Source organism: Serratia sp. P2ACOL2 (genome assembly GCF_003691565.1).
Taxonomy (GTDB): Bacteria; Pseudomonadota; Gammaproteobacteria; order Enterobacterales; family Enterobacteriaceae; genus Serratia; species Serratia liquefaciens.
Genome location: NZ_CP033162.1, coordinates 2,828,541 through 2,847,328 on the forward strand (window position 1 = coordinate 2,828,541; position 18,788 = coordinate 2,847,328).

15 protein-coding genes are annotated in these 18,788 nt (G+C 57.1%); 13 read left to right on the plus strand and 2 right to left on the minus strand.

Features of this window, described 5'->3' with window-relative positions:
* Nucleotides 1-487 precede the first annotated feature (487 nt).
* Complete coding sequence (locus EBA31_RS13705; RefSeq protein WP_020827072.1) at nt 488-1,480, plus strand: 2-hydroxyacid dehydrogenase; 993 nt, start codon at nt 488-490, stop codon at nt 1,478-1,480.
* A gap of 19 nt (nt 1,481-1,499) precedes the next feature.
* Nucleotides 1,500-1,928: a heat shock protein HslJ gene (hslJ, locus tag EBA31_RS13710; RefSeq protein ID WP_122079466.1), complete on the plus strand. Its 429-nt coding sequence runs from the start codon at nt 1,500-1,502 to the stop codon at nt 1,926-1,928.
* 43 nt (nt 1,929-1,971) lie between these two features.
* Here hslJ and EBA31_RS13715 read toward each other — a convergent pair whose 3' ends face one another.
* Both EBA31_RS13715 and EBA31_RS13720 read right to left on the minus strand, forming a co-directional pair.
* Nucleotides 1,972-2,232, minus strand: coding sequence for a DUF333 domain-containing protein (locus tag EBA31_RS13715; protein ID WP_046373425.1), 261 nt, complete (start codon nt 2,230-2,232; stop codon nt 1,972-1,974).
* A gap of 471 nt (nt 2,233-2,703) precedes the next feature.
* Entirely contained in the window at nt 2,704-3,036 is a 333-nt protein-coding gene (locus tag EBA31_RS13720; protein ID WP_044551516.1) for an SMR family transporter, read from the minus strand.
* 248 nt (nt 3,037-3,284) lie between these two features.
* Between EBA31_RS13720 and nifJ the strand changes: the two genes are divergently transcribed.
* The 11 genes from nifJ to EBA31_RS13775 all read left to right on the plus strand — a co-directional run bounded on the left by nifJ (nt 3,285) and on the right by EBA31_RS13775 (nt 18,739).
* Nucleotides 3,285-6,818 carry a pyruvate:ferredoxin (flavodoxin) oxidoreductase gene (gene nifJ / locus EBA31_RS13725; protein ID WP_122079467.1) on the plus strand — a complete coding sequence of 1,178 codons (3,534 nt, stop codon included), beginning with the start codon at nt 3,285-3,287 and terminating at the stop codon, nt 6,816-6,818.
* 214 nt (nt 6,819-7,032) lie between these two features.
* Nucleotides 7,033-8,190: an efflux RND transporter periplasmic adaptor subunit gene (locus EBA31_RS13730; RefSeq protein ID WP_305000450.1), complete on the plus strand. Its 1,158-nt coding sequence runs from the start codon at nt 7,033-7,035 to the stop codon at nt 8,188-8,190.
* A complete protein-coding gene (locus EBA31_RS13735) occupies nt 8,190-11,375 on the plus strand; it encodes an efflux RND transporter permease subunit (RefSeq protein WP_122079469.1) in 3,186 nt (1,061 codons plus the stop codon). The genes EBA31_RS13730 and EBA31_RS13735 overlap by 1 nt, the downstream gene beginning before the upstream one ends.
* The gene (locus tag EBA31_RS13740; protein ID WP_122079470.1) at nt 11,372-12,868 is read left to right on the plus strand and encodes an efflux transporter outer membrane subunit; all 1,497 of its coding nucleotides are present in this window, start codon (nt 11,372-11,374) and stop codon (nt 12,866-12,868) included. Before EBA31_RS13735 ends, EBA31_RS13740 begins: the two co-directional genes overlap by 4 nt.
* Before the next feature lie 60 nt (nt 12,869-12,928).
* Nucleotides 12,929-15,469, plus strand: coding sequence for a heavy metal translocating P-type ATPase (locus EBA31_RS13745; RefSeq protein WP_122079471.1), 2,541 nt, complete (start codon nt 12,929-12,931; stop codon nt 15,467-15,469).
* 34 nt (nt 15,470-15,503) lie between these two features.
* The gene (locus EBA31_RS13750; RefSeq protein WP_122079472.1) at nt 15,504-15,812 is read left to right on the plus strand and encodes a glutaredoxin family protein; all 309 of its coding nucleotides are present in this window, start codon (nt 15,504-15,506) and stop codon (nt 15,810-15,812) included.
* Between the two features lie 34 nt (nt 15,813-15,846).
* The gene (gene cueR / locus EBA31_RS13755) at nt 15,847-16,347 is read left to right on the plus strand and encodes a Cu(I)-responsive transcriptional regulator (protein ID WP_122079473.1); all 501 of its coding nucleotides are present in this window, start codon (nt 15,847-15,849) and stop codon (nt 16,345-16,347) included.
* 59 nt (nt 16,348-16,406) lie between these two features.
* A complete protein-coding gene (locus EBA31_RS13760; RefSeq protein WP_115058725.1) occupies nt 16,407-16,607 on the plus strand; it encodes a heavy-metal-associated domain-containing protein in 201 nt (66 codons plus the stop codon).
* A 92-nt stretch (nt 16,608-16,699) separates the two neighbouring features.
* The gene (locus EBA31_RS13765) at nt 16,700-16,960 is read left to right on the plus strand and encodes a DUF1471 domain-containing protein (protein ID WP_122079474.1); all 261 of its coding nucleotides are present in this window, start codon (nt 16,700-16,702) and stop codon (nt 16,958-16,960) included.
* Nucleotides 16,961-17,266: 306 nt separating this feature from the next.
* Entirely contained in the window at nt 17,267-18,199 is a 933-nt protein-coding gene (ttcA, locus tag EBA31_RS13770; RefSeq protein WP_122079475.1) for a tRNA 2-thiocytidine(32) synthetase TtcA, read from the plus strand.
* Between the two features lie 141 nt (nt 18,200-18,340).
* The gene (locus tag EBA31_RS13775; RefSeq protein WP_020827085.1) at nt 18,341-18,739 is read left to right on the plus strand and encodes a VOC family protein; all 399 of its coding nucleotides are present in this window, start codon (nt 18,341-18,343) and stop codon (nt 18,737-18,739) included.
* The last annotated feature ends 49 nt before the right edge of the window (nt 18,740-18,788 follow it).

The following is an 18,788-nucleotide window of genomic DNA, read 5'->3' on the forward strand; positions in this document are numbered from 1 at the left end:
TATGCCTGAATTGGCAATAATGATGGCATGAATTTGACATAGGGTGAAGCCAACGCCGACGAAGATGCCCCGTTTCGGCGCTTTTGCAGCCGTTGATAGGGATACTGTAAATTTTAGTTACATATTCATCACATGAATGCGAACTGTTTCGGACTTTTGTTATTGTCGTTACCTTTGATAATTAATAGTCTTGCAAGCATTCTAACAAAAGTCAGCTGCTAGCTAACTATACTAGAGAAGCCATTCCCCACACCCCCGTGGGGATTTTTTTGCCTGGAACCAACCTCTCTCTCATCTCTCGCGCTTCGCTTTTCAGCCACTCCGTGCCGAATATTCACCCTGTTGTGACGTTGCCAGCTACCCTTAATCAATACCCTTTGCGGCAACGATAACTGCTGCCATTCAACGCGCATCAAACAGGCTAACCAATTGTAGAATTTACTAAAATCTGTTAAATTGATCACAAAATCACGCGGGAGAAACCACGATGAAATTGGCGATATACAGCACCAAACAGTATGACCGTAAATATCTCGAACTGGTGAATCAGCAGTTTGGTTACGAGCTGGAGTTCTTCGACTTCCTGCTCAGTAAAAAAACCGCCAAAAACGCCGCCGGCTGCAAAGCCATCTGCATCTTCGTCAACGACGACGGCAGCCGTGAAGTGCTTGAAGAACTGGCGGCGTTGGGGGTCGAAATTTTGGCTCTGCGCTGCGCCGGCTTTAATAATGTCGATTTGGACGCCGCCAAAGAACTGGGCATCAAGGTGGTGCGCGTACCGGCCTACTCGCCGGAAGCGGTCGCTGAACATGCCGTGGGCATGATGATGTGCCTGAATCGTCGTATTCACCGTGCCTATCAACGCACCCGCGATGCCAATTTCTCGCTTGAGGGTTTGATCGGTTTCAACATGCACAACCGTACCGCCGGGGTGATTGGCACCGGCAAGATTGGCGTCGCCACCATGCGCATCCTGAAAGGCTTCGGCATGAAGCTTCTGGCCTATGACCCGTACCCAAGCGAACAGGCATTGGAGCTCGGTGCGGAATATGTCGATCTGCAAACGCTGTACGCGCAATCTGACGTCATTACCCTGCACTGCCCACTGACGCCGGAAAATCACCATCTGTTGAACACCGACGCTTTTGCGGCGATGAAAAATGGCGTGATGATCATCAACACCAGCCGCGGCGGTTTGATTGACTCATCAGCCGCGATTGATGCCCTGAAACAACAGAAAATCGGCGCCCTGGGGATGGACGTGTATGAGAATGAACGCGACCTGTTCTTCGAAGATAAATCCAATGACGTGATCCAGGACGATATTTTCCGTCGTCTGTCTGCTTGCCACAACGTGTTGTTCACCGGTCATCAGGCTTTCCTGACCGAAGAGGCGCTGACCAGCATCTCGGAAACCACGTTGCAGAACGTGAGCCAATTGGATCGTGGTGAGCCTTGCCCTAACCAGCTCAATGCCTGATTTGTCCTAAGGAGAGCCGATGAAAAAGTCTATGTTGGTGGCGTTAATGCCGCTGCTGTTAGCCGGGTGTGGAATGAGTCAAAACGGAAAGACGGTAAAGGAAAGCGACCTGTTGCATCATAACTTTATTTTGCAAAGCGTCGACGGCGTAGCGGTGAAAGCGGGCCAGGGCAAGCAGCCCAACATCGAGTTCGGTGAAACCCTGCACGTTTCCGGTGCCATGTGTAACCGTTTCTTTGGCAATGGCCAATTGCAAAATGGCGTGCTGACGGTAAAAGGTCTGGCTTCAACACGCATGCTGTGCGCAGACCCGCAACTCAATCAGTGGGATCGGGTGATCGGCGACGTGCTGGGCAAAGGAGCAAAAGTCACCCTCAGCGCTCAGCAATTAACGCTGAGCGGCGGCGACCATACCCTGGTTTATACACTGCGCGATTGGGTGCAGTGATCCCTGTGCACCAGGCTGCTCTGCGGCCTGGTGTTATTAACCGTTAGCCGGCGCTCGCGCAGGCACCCCGCCCCAGCGTCGATTCTTCGCACTGTTTACCATTCGGCATTTGGCACATTCTGATCGCTTCGCCGTTTAAATTGTGGGTCACGGTCGTGACGCCGCCAACGATGGCACAGTTAGCACTGGTCTGTAAGTTATTGATTCTTGCACTGTTAGCCTGCTGGACTGGTTCTTCGTTGTTGCTGCTGCAGGCGGCCAAAAGCAGTACGGTGCCGGCCAGCAACCCTTTTAATATTGTCATTAATCCACTCCTGAACCCGAAACTGCGCTGTGTAAAATCGCCATTGCCGATAACTCGCATCACTTTATTGCGGACACGTTAGGTTATCTTTGATGCAAACCTGTTTAATCTAGCCTGATATATAAATAATGAAAATATATTCCTGCAATTATTTGCCGTTTATTTGAACAGCGACGAAATTATTATGGTTACTGGATTTTTCCGCTCTGTCCGCGGAGCAAACATCGAACATCCCTGCCCGACCTGAACAAGGGTCAGTCACAGCAGGGTTAAACAGGCATTTTAGGAGAGGTTAACGCTTTGAGGCGAGGCGAACAGCACCAAAATGCGGTGTCAAAATGGCGCATTTTTTGCCGGTAAAAGGAAGATCCAAACTTGGGGGTAATCTATTATTTTCCGTTATTTATTAATAAGGATTTCTGCCAGCGCCACTGAATGTCGCGCTGGCGATTGTTTCGGTTTAAATAAGGATCAGTGCGCTGCGGTTTTCGACAGTAAATTAATCACTAACACGCCAGCAATAATTAATCCCATCCCCAGCACGGCTGGCCAATCCAGCTTTTGTTGATAAACAAATACCGCGGCAATTGACACCAGAACAATGCCCATGCCCGACCAGATGGCATAAACAATGCCCAGCGGCATGGTTTTCACCACCATCGACAGCCCCCAAAAAGCTACGCCATAGCCGACCACGACCACCAGCGATGGCCACAAGCGAGTGAATCCCTCAGAGGCTTTCAGCATGGTGGTGGCGATCACTTCTGCGACTATCGCCATGGTCAAATACATAAATCCGCTCATCGTTTTTTCTTCTGTAAGTTTACCTATTCACCAGTATGACGCGCCGGAAATAAATTGTCGTTAAACAACGATGACAATTTTTCTTCAGGGCCATTTAAAGTCGTGAAATATCTCCTTGTCGCATTTTTTGTCGATTTATCATCCGCCACACAAACGCGATAAAGGGCCAATATATCCCTCTGCTAGACTTTGTTAATTACTGCGAGAGGTGACTTTCGCAGCTTTTTGAGCAATGAAAGGTAAAGTTGATGATTACTACAGATGGTAATAATGCAGTCGCTTCCGTCGCCTACCGCGCCAGCGAAGTGATTGCCATCTACCCAATCACCCCCAGTTCGACCATGGCGGAACAGGCGGATGCCTGGTCCGGCGACGGCCGTCAAAATATCTGGGGCGACGTGCCGCGAGTGGTGGAAATGCAGTCGGAAGGCGGTGCGATCGCCACGGTACATGGCGCATTGCAAACCGGCGCGCTGTCGACCTCGTTTACCTCATCGCAGGGCCTGCTGCTGATGATCCCGACGTTGTATAAACTGGCCGGTGAACTGACGCCGTTTGTGCTGCATGTTGCTGCGCGCACCATCGCCACCCATGCGCTGTCGATTTTTGGCGACCATTCCGACGTGATGGCGGTACGCCAAACCGGCTGCGCCATGCTGTGCGCAAGCAACGTCCAGGAAGCACAGGATTTTGCGCTGATTTCCCAAACGGCCAGTCTCAACAGCCGCCTGCCGTTTATTCACTTTTTTGATGGTTTCCGCACCTCGCATGAAATCAACAAAATCGTGCCGCTGAGCGACGATACCCTGCGCCAGATGCTGCCTCAGAACGCGATTGACGCGCACCGCAGCCGCGCACTGTCGCCTGATCATCCCGTGGTGCGGGGCACCTCCGCCAACCCGGACACCTATTTCCAATCGCGCGAAGCCACCAACCCCTGGTATAACGCGACCTGCCAGCATGTGATCGACGCGATGGACAAATTCGCCGAGATCACTGGCCGGGCGTATCAGCCCTTCGAATATTACGGCCATCCGCAGGCCGAGCGCGTGGTGATCCTGATGGGATCCGCCATCGGCACCTGCGAAGAAGCGATCGACGCCCTGTTGACCCGTGGTGAAAAAGTCGGCGTGCTGAAAGTGCGGCTGTTTCGGCCGTTTTCCGCGCAGCACCTGCTCAGCGTGTTGCCGGAAAGCGCGAAGAAAATCGCCGTACTGGACCGTACCAAGGAGCCCGGCGCGCTGGCGGAGCCCCTGTATCTGGACGTGATGACCGCACTGGCTGAAGCGTTCAGCCGGGGTGACCGCGCCCATATGCCGATGGTGATCGGCGGCCGTTATGGGCTCTCCTCGAAAGAGTTTGGCCCTGACTGCGCGTTAGCCGTGTTTAACGAGCTGGCTCTGGAGCGCCCGCGCCCACGCTTTACCGTCGGTATTTTCGACGATGTGACCGGTCTTTCCCTGCCACTCAGTGAAGAAACCCTGCCGCAGCGCGCGTCGCTGGAGGCGCTGTTCTACGGTCTTGGCAGTGACGGCTCCGTTTCCGCTACCAAGAACAACATCAAAATCATCGGCAACAGTACGTCCATGTATGCCCAGGGCTATTTCGTTTATGACTCGAAAAAGGCCGGAGGCCTGACGGTATCCCACCTGCGCGTCAGCGAACAGCCCATCAACTCGGCCTATCTGGTCAGTCGCGCCGACTTTGTCGGCTGCCACCAACTGCAGTTTATCGATACTTACCAGATGGCGGAGCGCCTGAAACCCGGCGGCATTTTCCTGCTCAATACTCCCTATGGTGCCGAAGAGGCCTGGTCGCGGCTGCCGCAGGAAGTGCAAGCCGTCTTGCAGCAACGTCAGGCACGCTTCTATATCATCAACGCGGCGAAACTGGCACGTGAATGCCGGCTCGGTGCACGTATCAACACCGTAATGCAGATGGCGTTTTTCCATCTGACCCAAATTCTGCCGGGCGACGTGGCACTCCAGCAATTGCGGGATGCTATCGAACGCAGCTACAGCAACAAAGGCCAGGATATTGTTGAGCGCAACTGGCAGGCGCTGGCCGCCACGCTTGACGCGCTGATTGAAATCCCCCTGCAGCCGGTTAACGAAAGCAGCCCAATGCGACCGCCGATTGTCTCGGATGCGGCGCCTGACTTTGTCAAAACCGTGACCGCCGCGATGCTGGCCGGACTGGGGGATGCGTTGCCGGTGTCAGCCTTCCCGCCGGACGGTACCTGGCCGGTGGGAACCACCCAGTGGGAAAAGCGCAATATCGCCGAGGATATCCCCATTTGGCAGCCGGATCTGTGCACCCAGTGCAACCACTGCGTTGCCGCCTGCCCGCACTCCGCCATCCGCGCCAAAGTGGTTCAGCCGGAGGCCATGGAGCACGCCCCTGCCTCGCTGCAATCGCTGGATGTGAAAGCGCGCGACATGCGCGGCCAGAAATACGTACTGCAGGTCGCGCCGGAAGACTGTACCGGCTGCAATCTGTGCGTTGAAGTCTGCCCGGCAAAAGATCGCCAGAGCCCGGACATCAAGGCCATCAACATGGCATCGCGCCTTGAGCACCTGACTGAAGAAAAAGCGCATTACGACTTCTTCCTGCAGTTGCCGGAAATTGATCCCTCGCAGATCGAGCGGATCGACATCCGTACCTCGCAGTTGATTTCGCCGCTGTTCGAATACTCCGGTGCCTGTTCCGGCTGTGGGGAAACACCGTACATCAAGCTGCTGACCCAGCTTTATGGCGACCGGTTGCTGATTGCCAACGCCACCGGCTGTTCGTCCATTTACGGCGGCAACCTGCCGACTACACCTTATACCACCAATGCCGAAGGCCGCGGTCCAGCCTGGGCCAACTCGTTGTTCGAGGATAATGCGGAGTTCGGTCTGGGCTTCCGCTTAACGGTCGATCAGCACCGCAGCCGCGTACTGCGTTTGCTGAACACCCTGGCGCCGCAGCTGCCGGCACAGTTGGTCAACGCTCTGCAGATGACGGATATCGCACCAGAGCCGCGTCGCCAACAGATTAAGGAACTGCGCGGCTTGCTGGCGCAGATTGAGGGTCACGACGCGCGCCAACTGGCGACCGACGCCGATTATCTGGTGGATAAATCCATCTGGCTGATTGGCGGCGACGGCTGGGCTTACGATATCGGGTTCGGCGGGTTGGATCACGTCCTCAGCCTGACCGAAAACGTCAACGTGCTGGTGTTGGACACTCAGTGTTACTCCAACACTGGCGGCCAGCAATCGAAGGCCACCCCGCTCGGGGCGGTGACCAAGTTCGGCGAACACGGCAAGCGCAAGGCACGTAAGGATCTGGGCGTCAGCATGATGATGTACGGCCATGTTTACGTGGCGCAAATCTCGCTGGGTGCGCAGCTTAATCAGACGGTGAAAGCCATTCAGGAAGCCGAAGCTTATCCGGGGCCATCCCTGATCATTGCCTACAGCCCCTGTGAAGAACACGGTTACGATCTGGCACTCAGTCACGACCAGATGAAACAGCTGACCGCGACCGGATTCTGGCCGCTGTATCGCTTCGATCCACGTCGCGCCGATGAGGGCAAACCGGCGCTGGCGCTGGATTCCCGGCCGCCAAACAGCAATCTGACCGATACGTTGCTGAAAGAACAGCGCTTCCGCCGCCTGAACTCACAGCAGCCGGAAGTCGCCAGCGCGCTGTATCAGGCCGCAGAAAAAGAGCTGAAGGAGAAGTACGACTTCCTCAGCCTGCTGGCCGGCAAGGGGGAAACCTCCTCGGCCGAGTAAACCCACGGGACGCGACCGGTTCGCGCCCCGCTTTTGTTTTTTGCCACTGCGTAACGCTCTCCACGCCAGACGCCCTCGCGCAATACAGTATCGAATAGCCTGAATCAGCCCTCAAAAACAGCTTGACCTTCCAAACGTGGTAAGTCCGATAAGTGCAATCAGAGCCGCTTCGGCTCAATAAATTCCACTGTCGACTTCAGTCGCGAAAGGTCAAATGATGAAAGCCAAACGTGTCACTCTAATCACTGCGGCGATAAGCGTCGCATTCGCTGTCGCCGGTTGCAAAGAGACGGTGTCCGCAGCTGCTCCCGCCAAGCCTCCGAGCGTACCAGTAGCCGAAGTGGTCGTTCGCCCGGTCACGCCTTTTGTCGAGTTCACCGGTTCGCTAACCGCTGTCAAACAGGTTGAACTGCGTCCAAGAGTCGCCGGATATCTGCAAGATGTCAGCGTGCCGGAAGGTCGCTGGGTTGAGAAAGGCCAACGGCTGTTTCTCATTGACTCTCGGGTGTACGAAGCCGCGCTGAGTGCCGCCAAAGCTCGCTTGCGCGAGGCTGAAGCAGCAGCGCGGCTCGCTCAAACGGAATATGCCCGTGCCACACAGCTGTTTGCTCAAAAGGTTTTTGCGCGTGCTCAGCTCGATACGGCAACCGCTTCGTTGAATGCAGGCAAAGCGCAGGTCGATGCCGCGAAAGCCGCCCTGGCTGCGGCAGAGTTGGATATGGAGTTCACGCGCGTCACGGCGCCCATCAGCGGGCGCGTCGGCCAGGTGCTGGTCACCGAGGGCAACTACGTTACCAATGGCGTAACGCCGCTCACGACGATTGTCTCGACCAACCCGCTGCAGGTTTATTTCGACGTCGACGAGCGCACCTATTTGCGTTCGCTCGCCGCAGACCGCACTCGTGCCACCCCGCCGGCAACCAAGGTGATGGTCGCGCTGATCACCGACAAAACCTATACCCGAACTGGCCGTGTCGATTTTCTTGCCAACTCCGCCGACCGTGGGACGGGCACCGTGCGTATTCGCGCCGTTGTCGATAATGCCGATGGACAATTGACCCCTGGCCTGTTTGCCAAGGTCAAACTGGAAACCGGTGCACCGCGCGCCCGCGTACTGGTGTCCGATCAATCAATTGGCACCGATCAGGGCCGCCGCTATGTGTTGGTCGTCGGCAAAGGTGACAAAACCGAATATCGGCCAGTCGAGCTGGGCCCGATGGTCGAAGGCATGCGGGTGATCGAACAGGGTCTGCAGCCGGGTGAGCGTATCGTGGTCAAGGGCCTGGTACGCCCCGGTATGCAGATCACGCCGCAAACAACCGCCATTGATGGTGCTCCCATGACGGCGCCGACAACCACGGGAGCCGCGTAATGACTTTCCCTCGTTTCTTCATCGCACGCCCGATATTTGCCATCGTCCTGTCAATTTTGATGGTGCTCGCCGGCGGCGTGGCCTTCTTCCAACTGCCGCTTAGCGAGTATCCGGCAGTCACTCCGCCAACGGTGCAAGTGACCGCGTCTTACCCCGGAGCCAACCCCAAAGTGATCGCTGAAACGGTAGCGGCTCCGCTCGAACAGGCAATCACCGGGGTTGAGGGCATGTTGTACATGTCGTCGCAGTCGGCAACCGATGGCCGAATGATCCTGACCGTCACTTTCGCCCAGGGCACCAATGCCGATATGGCGCAGGTTCAGGTGCAAAACCGGGTTTCGCGCGCGCTGCCGCGGTTACCTGAAGAGGTTCAACGCCAGGGCGTCGTCACGCAGAAAACCTCGCCGGATATCCTGATGGTAGTTCACCTGCTGTCGCCCGATCAGCGTTACGATCCTCTCTACATTTCAAACTACGCTTACCTCCAGGTACGCGATGAGCTGTCACGCATCCCCGGAGTCAGTGACGTTTTGGTATGGGGTGCCGGCGAGTACAGTATGCGGCTTTGGCTCGATCCTGATTTGATCGCTGCGCGAGGGTTGACGGCCGGTGACGTTATCGCCGCCGTACGCGAACAGAACGTTCAGGTGGCGGCCGGCTCGGTTGGCCAGACGCCCAACTCCAACGCCGCATTCCAGGTGACGGTCAATACCCTCGGCCGCCTGACCGACGAGGAACAGTTTGGCGATATCATTATTCGCACCGGTAGCGACGGCCAAATCACTCGCCTGCGAGATGTCGCCCGTATCGAAATGGGAGCTGATGCCTACGCGTTGCGCAGCCTGCTCGACGGTGAGCCGGCCGTCGCGCTGCAAATTATTCAAAGCCCGGGAGCTAACGCGCTAGACGTTTCTAAGGCCGTGAGGGCCACCATGCAACGGCTCGAAACTCACTTTCCGGCAGGACTCACTTCGCGCATAGCTTATGACCCAACGGTCTTCGTCAGTGCTTCGCTGGAGTCGGTAGCCACCACCCTGCTGGAGGCGATCCTGTTGGTGGTGATCGTGGTAGTGCTGTTCCTGCACAACTGGCGCGCGTCGTTGATCCCGCTGATGGCGGTGCCGGTATCGCTGATCGGGACCTTTGCCGTCATGCATCTGATGGGTTTTTCGCTCAATACCTTGTCGCTGTTTGGCCTGGTGTTGTCGATCGGGATAGTGGTCGACGACGCGATCGTCGTGGTCGAAAATGTCGAACGACATATCGAAAATGGCGAGGAGCCTCCCCAAGCCGCAAGGCGCGCCATGGATGAAGTGACCGGCCCCATCATCGCCATTACCTCGGTGCTTGCCGCCGTATTCATCCCCACTGCCTTCCTGAGCGGCCTGCAGGGGGAGTTTTATCAACAATTTGCGCTCACCATCGCCATTTCAACCATTCTGTCGGCCATCAACTCCCTGACACTCAGCCCGGCGCTGGCCGGCCTTTTGCTGCGTCCGCGCAAGGCTGCAATCGCCCGAGATCCGCGCACCCTGGGCGGTCGAGCCGATCGGTTGTTCCGTGCGTTTGGCCGGCCTTTCCGACACGCGCCTAGCGCTTATGGCAATACGGTGCGCAAAGTGGTCCGGGTTAGCGGTCTGGCGCTTTTGGTCTACGGTGGCTTACTGGCACTGACCTTCTTCGGCTTTAAGGCGGTTCCGCCCGGCTTCGTACCGATGCAGGACAAATACTACCTGGTTGGTATTGCCCAACTGCCCAATTCGGCCTCGCTGGAACGCACCGATGCGGTCGTCAAACAGATGTCGAAAATCGCGCTGGCGGAAGCCGGTGTCGAGAGCGTCGTAGCCTTCCCAGGGCTGTCGATCAACGGCTTCGTCAACGTACCGAATGCCGCCGTCATGTTCGTTATGCTTGACCCGTTTGAAGCTCGTACAACAGACGATCTCAGCGCGACCGCGATTGCCGGCCGCCTGCAAGCAAAATTCGCCGGCATTCCCGACGGCTTCCTCGGCGTATTTACACCGCCGCCGGTACCGGGTCTGGGCGCCACCGGCGGTTTCAAAATGCAAATTGAGGATCGCAGCGGCGCCGGATTGGATGCTCTGGTTCAGCAAACCCAGATCCTGATGACCAAAGCCACCGAGTCGGGACAGGTGGCCGGACTGATGACCAGCTTTGACGTCAATGCCCCACAACTCGACGTTGCCATCGATCGTACCAAAGCCATGAGTCAGGGCGTCCGTCTGGCGGATATCTTCGAATCGCTGCAGGTCTATCTCGGTTCTCTCTATGTCAACGATTTCAACCGTTTTGGCCGCACCTACAAAGTGACCGCCCAGGCCGATGCAGACCATCGCATGCAGGCAGAAGCCATCGGTCGCCTGCAAGTACGCAATGCTGCCGGGAAAATGCTGCCTTTATCTTCATTTGTTACCGTCACACCGAGCTCAGGCCCAGACCGAGTGATCCACTACAACGGCTATCCTTCGGCCGACATCTCCGGCGGCGCCATGGCCGGCATCAGTTCGGGTCAGGCGGTAGCCGTGATGGAGCGTCTGGCGAAAGAAGTGCTGCCGGAAGGCATGACTTTTGAATGGACCGACCTTACCTACCAGCAAAAGCTGGCCGGGGATTCGGCGTTGTTCATCTTCCCGCTGTGTGTGCTTCTGGCCTATCTCATCCTTGCCGCTCAGTACAACAGCTGGTTGTTGCCGCTGGCCGTCCTGTTGATCGTGCCGATGTGTCTGCTGAGCGCCATTATTGGCGTCTGGATGACCGGCGGTGACAACAACGTCTTTGTGCAAATCGGGCTGATCGTACTGGTCGGTTTGGCCGCCAAAAATGCCATTCTTATCGTCGAGTTCGCCCGCACTCTCGAGGCCGAGGGCGCAAGCGCGCTGGATGCGGTTATCGAGGCTTGTCGGCTGCGACTGCGGCCAATCCTGATGACCTCCCTGGCCTTTATCGCCGGTGTGGTTCCTCTGGTCTTTGCCGGCGGTGCCGGGGCGGAGATGCGCCATGCAATGGGTATCGCCGTCTTCGCCGGCATGCTAGGCGTGACGCTGTTCGGTCTGTTCCTGACGCCGGTGTTTTATGTGGTGATGCGTAACCTGTCCGTTCGTATCGAACGCCGCCGGGCAGAATCGAAGCTGCGCAAACAGCGCATTAAGGAGAGCACCTCATGAAAAGCCTCTATCAATCGCTGTGGTTCCCCCTGAGTGCGCTTACCCTGTTAACCGGGTGTTCATCTGTAGGGCCAGACTATTCGCCGCCTTCGCTGTCTTCGGCACGGCTTCCCGCCAGCTTTGGTGCAGCTTCGCCAGGCCTTAATTCCGCTGCCGTGGAGGTTGAATGGTGGCGTGCCTTCGACGATCCGATATTGAGCGGACTGATCCGGCAGGCGCTTTCGGTTAATCATGATATCGGCATTGCCGCCATGCGGCTCGAAGAAGCAAAAGCCCTGCTGCGCGAGGATCGTCAGAGCTTTCTGCCAAGCGGCGGCCCTGCTTTCAGCTATGAAAACCGTCGCAAGAGCGAGATAGAGACATCGCCTGACCAGGCTCGTCAGCAGGAAACCTATCGCGGTGCCGTAGACACCGCCTGGGAAATCGATCTGTTCGGTCGCGTGCGCCGTTCGGTTGAGGAAGCCCAGGCGCAGGCAGGCTCGCGTGAAGCCTTGTTGCGCGATGTGCAAGCCGGCGTTGCAGCAGCGGTGGCCGCCACCTGGTTTGAACTGCGCGGTATCGAGGCCGAGCTTGCTGTCGTTGAAGATATCACCCGAAGCCAGCGCGAGAGCCTGGCTCAGGTTGAACGTCTGGCGAATGCCGGTTCAGCCAGTGAGTTCGACCGACTGCGCGCCGAGGCGTTATTGCGCAATGTCGAGGTTGTCGCCCCCGAGCTCGAGCGCCGTCGCGCGGTTTCCGTCAATGCGCTGGCGGTATTGCTTGGCGAAACGCCGCAAAGGTTTAGCCCTCCAGTCGCCATACCTGGGCGTGATGAACTGAAGGTTACCTCCCTCGCCGTCGGCAACCCCGAGGCGCTCCTGGCACGACGTGCCGATATTGCGGCGGCCGAACGCACTCTGGCGGCAGCAACAGCGCGGATTGGGGTAGAAACGGCAGGTCTCTACCCCGAGATCCAGGTACAGGGCTCGATCGGATTCGTTGCCGGGAACCTCGATGCAGTGAACGGTGCCGGAGCTTTGTCCGGTTTTATCCTTCCGGTCATTCGCTGGTCTCTGCTCGATAACGGTCGCGTCCGAGCGCGGATTGCCGCCAGTGAAGCTCGCGCCCAAGAAGCCCTGCTCCTCTACGATCAAACACTATTGCGCGCGCTGCAGGAAACCGACGACGCCTTCAAAACCTATAAAGCAACAGGCAGCACGCTCGAACTGCGCCTGCTTGAATCAGCAGCCAATCGTGAGGCCGCTCGTCTCGCCCGGCTGCAGTTTTCCCAGGGGCAAGGCCTCTATCTGGAAGTCCTTGACGCAGAGCGTTCCGACTTTAACAGCCGGCGAGCGCTGGCGGTCGCACGCACCGAACAACAACTCGCCGTGGTCAGCATCTATAAGGCATTGGGAGGTGGTTGGCAGGTGTGTACTGGTGAGACGACGCTCTGCGGCGGTGCCAAAACGAGGCCGAATCTGCCCCTGGCAAAACAAATCCCTGACAGGTCTTGACCTTCCCACAGTGGGAAGCTTTAAGCTTTTCGATATCCGAATCAGTAAAGGGGTAGTTCAATGACTTCCGTCTCTGTGCAACAAGGTTCTAATTCAGCCCTGCGCACCACTCGTCTGAGCCTGCCGGTCGAAGGTATGACCTGTGCTTCCTGCGTTGGCCGCGTCGAACGTGCGCTAAAAGCCGTTCCCGGCGTGCAAACGGCAACGGTCAATCTGGCCACCGAGCGCGCCGATATCACTTTCGGCGATCGCGCCGATCCGCAGGCAGCCGTTGGTGCCATCGAGAGCGCCGGTTACGCCGTTCGTGAAGAAACCACTGAACTCGGCATCGAAGATATGACCTGCGCGTCCTGTGTCGGTCGGGTTGAGAAAGCGCTCAGGCAAATTCCGGGCGTGATCGAAGCGAATGTCAACCTGGCGACCGAGCGTGCCCGGGTGCGCCATAGTGCCGGGATCGTCACCACGGCCATGCTTGAAGCCGCGGTCGAACAGGCCGGTTATAAGGCCCGCCGCTTGTCTGCCGCCACGGCAAGTTCGGACGATCAAGACAGTGAAAGGCGCGAGAACGAAGCACGTGGACTACGCCGATCTTTACTGATTGCCGCTCTCTTGACCTTGCCAGTATTCGTCCTCGAAATGGGCTCGCACCTGATTCCCGCGATGCATCATTGGGTGTTAGGGGTTCTGGGTGAACAGCGCAATGCGTATCTGCAGTTCGTGCTTACCACGCTGGTGCTGTTTGGGCCCGGCCTGCGCTTCTTCCGCAAGGGCGTGCCGGCATTGCTGCGCGGTGCCCCTGACATGAACTCGCTGGTGTCGGTGGGTACCGCGGCGGCTTATGGCTATTCGGTGGTGGCCACTTTCATTCCGCAAGTGCTGCCGCAAGGTACCGCCAACATCTATTTCGAAGCCGCCGCGGTGATCGTTACGCTGATTTTGCTTGGGCGCACGCTGGAGGCTCGCGCCAAGGGGCGAACCTCTCAGGCGATAAAACGGTTGGTTGGGCTGCAGGCCAAAACGGCGCGCGTCGAGCGTAACGGTGCAACCCTGGAAATCCCGCTCGACCAGGTGACCACCGGTGATGTCGTGTTCGTTCGCCCGGGCGAGAAGATCCCGGTCGACGGTCAGGTCGTCGAAGGCGTCTCTTATGTAGATGAAAGCATGATCACCGGCGAACCGGTGCCGGTGTCCAAGAGTGTCGGTGCCGAAGTGGTCGGCGGCACCATCAACAAAACCGGGGCATTCAGCTTCCGCGTCACCAAAGTCGGTGCCAATACGGTTCTCGCGCAAATTATCCGCTTGGTTGAGGAAGCCCAGGGTTCCAAACTGCCGATCCAGGCGTTGGTCGACAAGGTGACCCTGTGGTTCGTCCCGGCGGTGATGACGGCGGCAGCGCTGACGTTCCTGATCTGGTTGATCTTCGGACCGACGCCGGCACTGACCTTCGCGCTGGTGAATGCGGTGGCCGTGCTGATTATCGCCTGCCCTTGCGCCATGGGGCTGGCCACCCCCACCTCGATAATGGTCGGCACTGGCCGCGCCGCCGAGCTCGGCGTGCTGTTCCGTAAAGGCGAAGCCTTGCAGGCACTACGAGATGTTAGCATTATCGCGCTGGACAAAACTGGCACCCTGACCAAAGGTCGCCCTGAGTTGACCGACCTGGTACCGGCCGAGGGCTTCGATTACGACGAGGTTCTGGCGTTGGTTGCCGCCGTGGAGACCCGTTCGGAGCACCCTATCGCCGAAGCCATCGTCGCCGCCGCAAAACAGCGCAACCTCAAGATCGCCGCTATTGAAGCCTTCGATGCCACACCGGGCTTCGGTGTATCAGCCAAGGTCAGCGGCCGAACCGTCTCCGTCGGAGCCGACCGCTTCATGACGCAGCTCGGCCTGGACGTGGCCAGTTTCCTGCCGGCCGCCCAGCGTCTCGGAGAGCAAGGCAAGAGCCCGCTTTATGCTGCGATAGACGGTCGTTTGGCGGCGGTGATCGCCGTTGCCGACCCGATTAAAGAGACCACGCCAGAGGCAATCAAGGCGCTGCACGCATTGGGGCTCAAGGTCGCGATGATCACCGGTGATAATGCAGCAACCGCCTCGGCAATCGCCCGACAGCTCGGTATCGATGAGGTCGCGGCTGAGGTTTTACCCGACGGTAAGGTCGCGGCGCTGAAGCAGTTCCGCAGCCATGGTGCACGCGTCGCTTTCGTGGGGGACGGCATCAACGACGCCCCGGCGCTGGCCGAAGCAGATGTTGGGTTGGCCATCGGTACGGGAACCGATGTAGCTATCGAAGCGGCAGACGTGGTGTTGATGTCCGGTGACCTGCGTGGTGTGGCAAATGCCATTGCGCTCAGCCAGGCGACGATCCGCAACATCAAGCAGAACCTGTTCTGGGCCTTTGCCTACAACGCAGTGCTGATCCCGGTTGCGGCAGGCATGCTTTACCCGATAAACGGCACCTTGCTTTCGCCGATCTTCGCCGCTGCGGCGATGGCGCTCTCCAGCGTCTTCGTGCTCGGCAACGCGCTCCGTCTAAAGCGTTTCCAGGCACCGATGGGTATCGAATCCCGCCCTGTCGGGCCGGAAAACGTAAAGGTTTAGGCGGCAACACTACAACACGTTTGAGGAGGCCAGCATGGCCGGTGAATTTCATCCTCAGGTCGTCATCTACACCATGCCGACGTGCTCAGACTGCCAAACGTTGAAATCCTGGCTCGAAAATGAAGGGATCGCTTTCGAAGAACGCGATCTCTCCAACCCCGAGATCAGCGAGCAGGCCAAGGCGCGTGGCGGTGTATGTATCGCGCCAACCACTCAGGTGAACGCGAAAGTGTTCTATCGCACCTATCACCTGGATTGGTTGTGGTACTCGATCTGTCCAATCGCGCCAGCGAGTGCCAGCGATAACGCTACCTGTCGACCCGTAGCCGATCCCCCGCTTTAGGGAAATTTAATGAATCCCCCAGAAGGAGTGAATAATGAACATCGGTCAAGCAGCCAAGTCTTCTGGCGTTTCAGCAAAGATGATCCGCTATTACGAACAAATTGGCCTGATCCCGAAAGCCCTTCGTTCTGATGCCGGTTACCGGCATTACAGCCCACAGGACGTACACAGTCTGCGATTTATTCGTCGTGCACGCGATCTGGGGTTTTCTGTCGAGCAGATCTCGGCCCTGCTGGTCTTGTGGAACGACCGCGATCGTGCCAGCGCCGACGTTAAAGAGATGGCGCTTTCCCATGTTGCCAGGTTGAAAGCCAAGATCGCCGAACTGCAAGAGATGGCGCAAACGCTCGAATACCTTGCCGATCACTGCCATGGCAACGATCGCCCAGACTGCCCGATCCTGGCGGATTTGGCTGAGCCTGCCACAACCACGGAGCCCAGCCTGCAAACCCCTCGTGAGGCGCCCCGCTTTGGCGCTTATACACCGGTATCGTCATTGAATTCAAAGCAAAAATTTTCACTGAAAAGCGTTTGACCTTGCCACGCTGTCAACCCGCATAGTGACCGGGCACCCTAAAGAACCAGGAGATTGATATGCACAGTTTCTACATTCCCAATATGACCTGCGGCGGTTGCGCGAAATCCGTAACCAAGGCACTGCACAGTGTCGATCCGCAGGCCCAGATTGAAACCGACCCGGCCGCGCGTCAGGTTCAGGTCGATAGTACTCAGGACGAAAGTGATTTTCTCGCGGTGCTGCGTGAAGCAGGCTATCCGGCGCGAGAAGACCAATAGCCAACCCACATTGGTCTGAAAAACTCACACTGAGCGAATCAACGTCGTCGCCAGTCTTAATCGATACAGGCCACAGAAAAGGAAATCACAGCATGAAAAACGTCAATCTGGCCCTCGCTGCCCTCGCGCTGGCCACCCTGTCGTTCACGACCGTCGCCGCTACCCTGGTTGACTCAGCACCCACTGATCGGCAAAAAGCCGGGATCATTAGCGCCTGCGCAGCAAGCAATAATCTTTCTAGCCTACAGCGGGAACTGGAAGCCAAGGCGGTCGAAGCCGGCGCCGAGGTTTATCGCATCATCGGCGCCTCCGGCAATAACCGTCTGTGTGGCACAGCTGAAATTTATAAATAAAATTGAGTCGGTAAGACATGAGGCCCACATGCGGCCTCATGTGGGTTTGGCACCCATTATTTTCCGTTTTCCATCCCCACCACGCAAAACACGCTGGTATTCGTTCTCACAATCCGTACCATACACGCCACATTGATGCATGTTGGGTGCGTTTATCCCCAGACAACCAGGCATGACAGCACGCCAAGGTTCTTCACGGCCCCGAGAGCGAAATGAATAATGACCCAATCAGCCTGTTGAATGCTAAACTTGCTGCCTAAAACGTCATGCCCATAGTGCCCCCAATTGAGAACGAGCACGATTTAAATGTCAGAAAAACAAACCGTTAGTCAAAAAGAGCAATACAACCTCAACAAATTGCACAAGCGTCTGCGCCGCAACGTGGGCGAAGCGATTGCCGACTTCAACATGATTGAAGAAGGCGACCGCATCATGGTCTGCCTGTCCGGCGGTAAAGACAGCTACACCATGCTGGAAATTCTGCGCAACCTGCAGCAGAGTGCACCGGTCAATTTCTCACTGATTGCCGTTAACCTCGATCAGAAACAGCCTGGCTTCCCTGAGCATATCCTGCCAGCCTATCTGGAAAGTTTAGGGGTGGAATACAAGATCGTTGAGGAGAACACCTACAGCATCGTCAAGGACAAGATCCCCGAGGGCAAAACCACCTGCTCCCTGTGTTCGCGTCTGCGCCGCGGTATCCTTTACCGCACCGCCACCGAGCTGGGTGCCACCAAGATTGCCCTAGGCCACCACCGTGATGACATTCTGCAGACCCTGTTCCTCAATATGTTCTACGGCGGCAAACTGAAAGGCATGCCACCTAAACTGATGAGCGACGACGGTAAGCACGTGGTGATCCGTCCGCTGGCTTACTGCCGTGAAAAAGATATTGAGCGTTTCTCGGTGGCGAAAGCATTCCCGATTATTCCGTGCAACCTGTGCGGTTCGCAGCCTAACCTGCAGCGTCAGGTAATTGGCGACATGCTGCGCGACTGGGATAAACGCTATCCAGGCCGCCTGGAAACCATGTTCAGCGCAATGCAAAACGTGGTGCCTTCGCACCTGAGCGACTTTAACCTGTTTGATTTCAAAGGCATTCACCACGGCAGTGAAGTCGTTGACGGTGGCGATTTGGCCTTCGATCGCGAAGACATTCCGATGCACCCGGTGGGTTGGCAGCCGGAAGAGACGGATGAACCTGCCCCGGCACGTTTAGACGTGCTCGAAATCAAGTAAGCCGTTGTTCCGCCCGCACACTGCGGGCGGCTCTTTACCCCCCTTCAGTTGGCGATCCCGCTCGCATTTTCAGCAGAATTCACCAGACAGTGCGGTTTTTATTCTATACTGTGTTTTTATACAGTCACCAGGAGATTACCGATGAACATCACGCCCTGCTTGTCTCACGTTTCTCTCGGCAGCAATAATTTTGACGCCGCAGCTGATTTTTACGATCGCACCCTTGCCGCCTTAGGTTGCCGCCGGGTTTTGGAACACCCAGGGGCCATAGGCTATGGCCGCGATTATCCGGAGTTTTGGTTGCAGCTGCCGATCGACGGCAAACCGGCTACCACCGGCAACGGCATTCATGTGGGTTTTTTCGCCACCAGCAAGCAGCAGGTTGATGATTTTTACCGGCAGGCGCTGCTGGCCGGAGCGACGGATGAAGGTGCCCCCGGTTCACGGCCGCACTATGGTGAAGCCTATTACGGCTGCTTTGTACGTGACCTGGACGGGCACAAGATTGAAGCCAGTTTCTGGGATGAGAGTGCGGCCTGAGGGCAAATTGCGGACAAAAAAATGCCGGTGATTAAACCGGCATCGTATG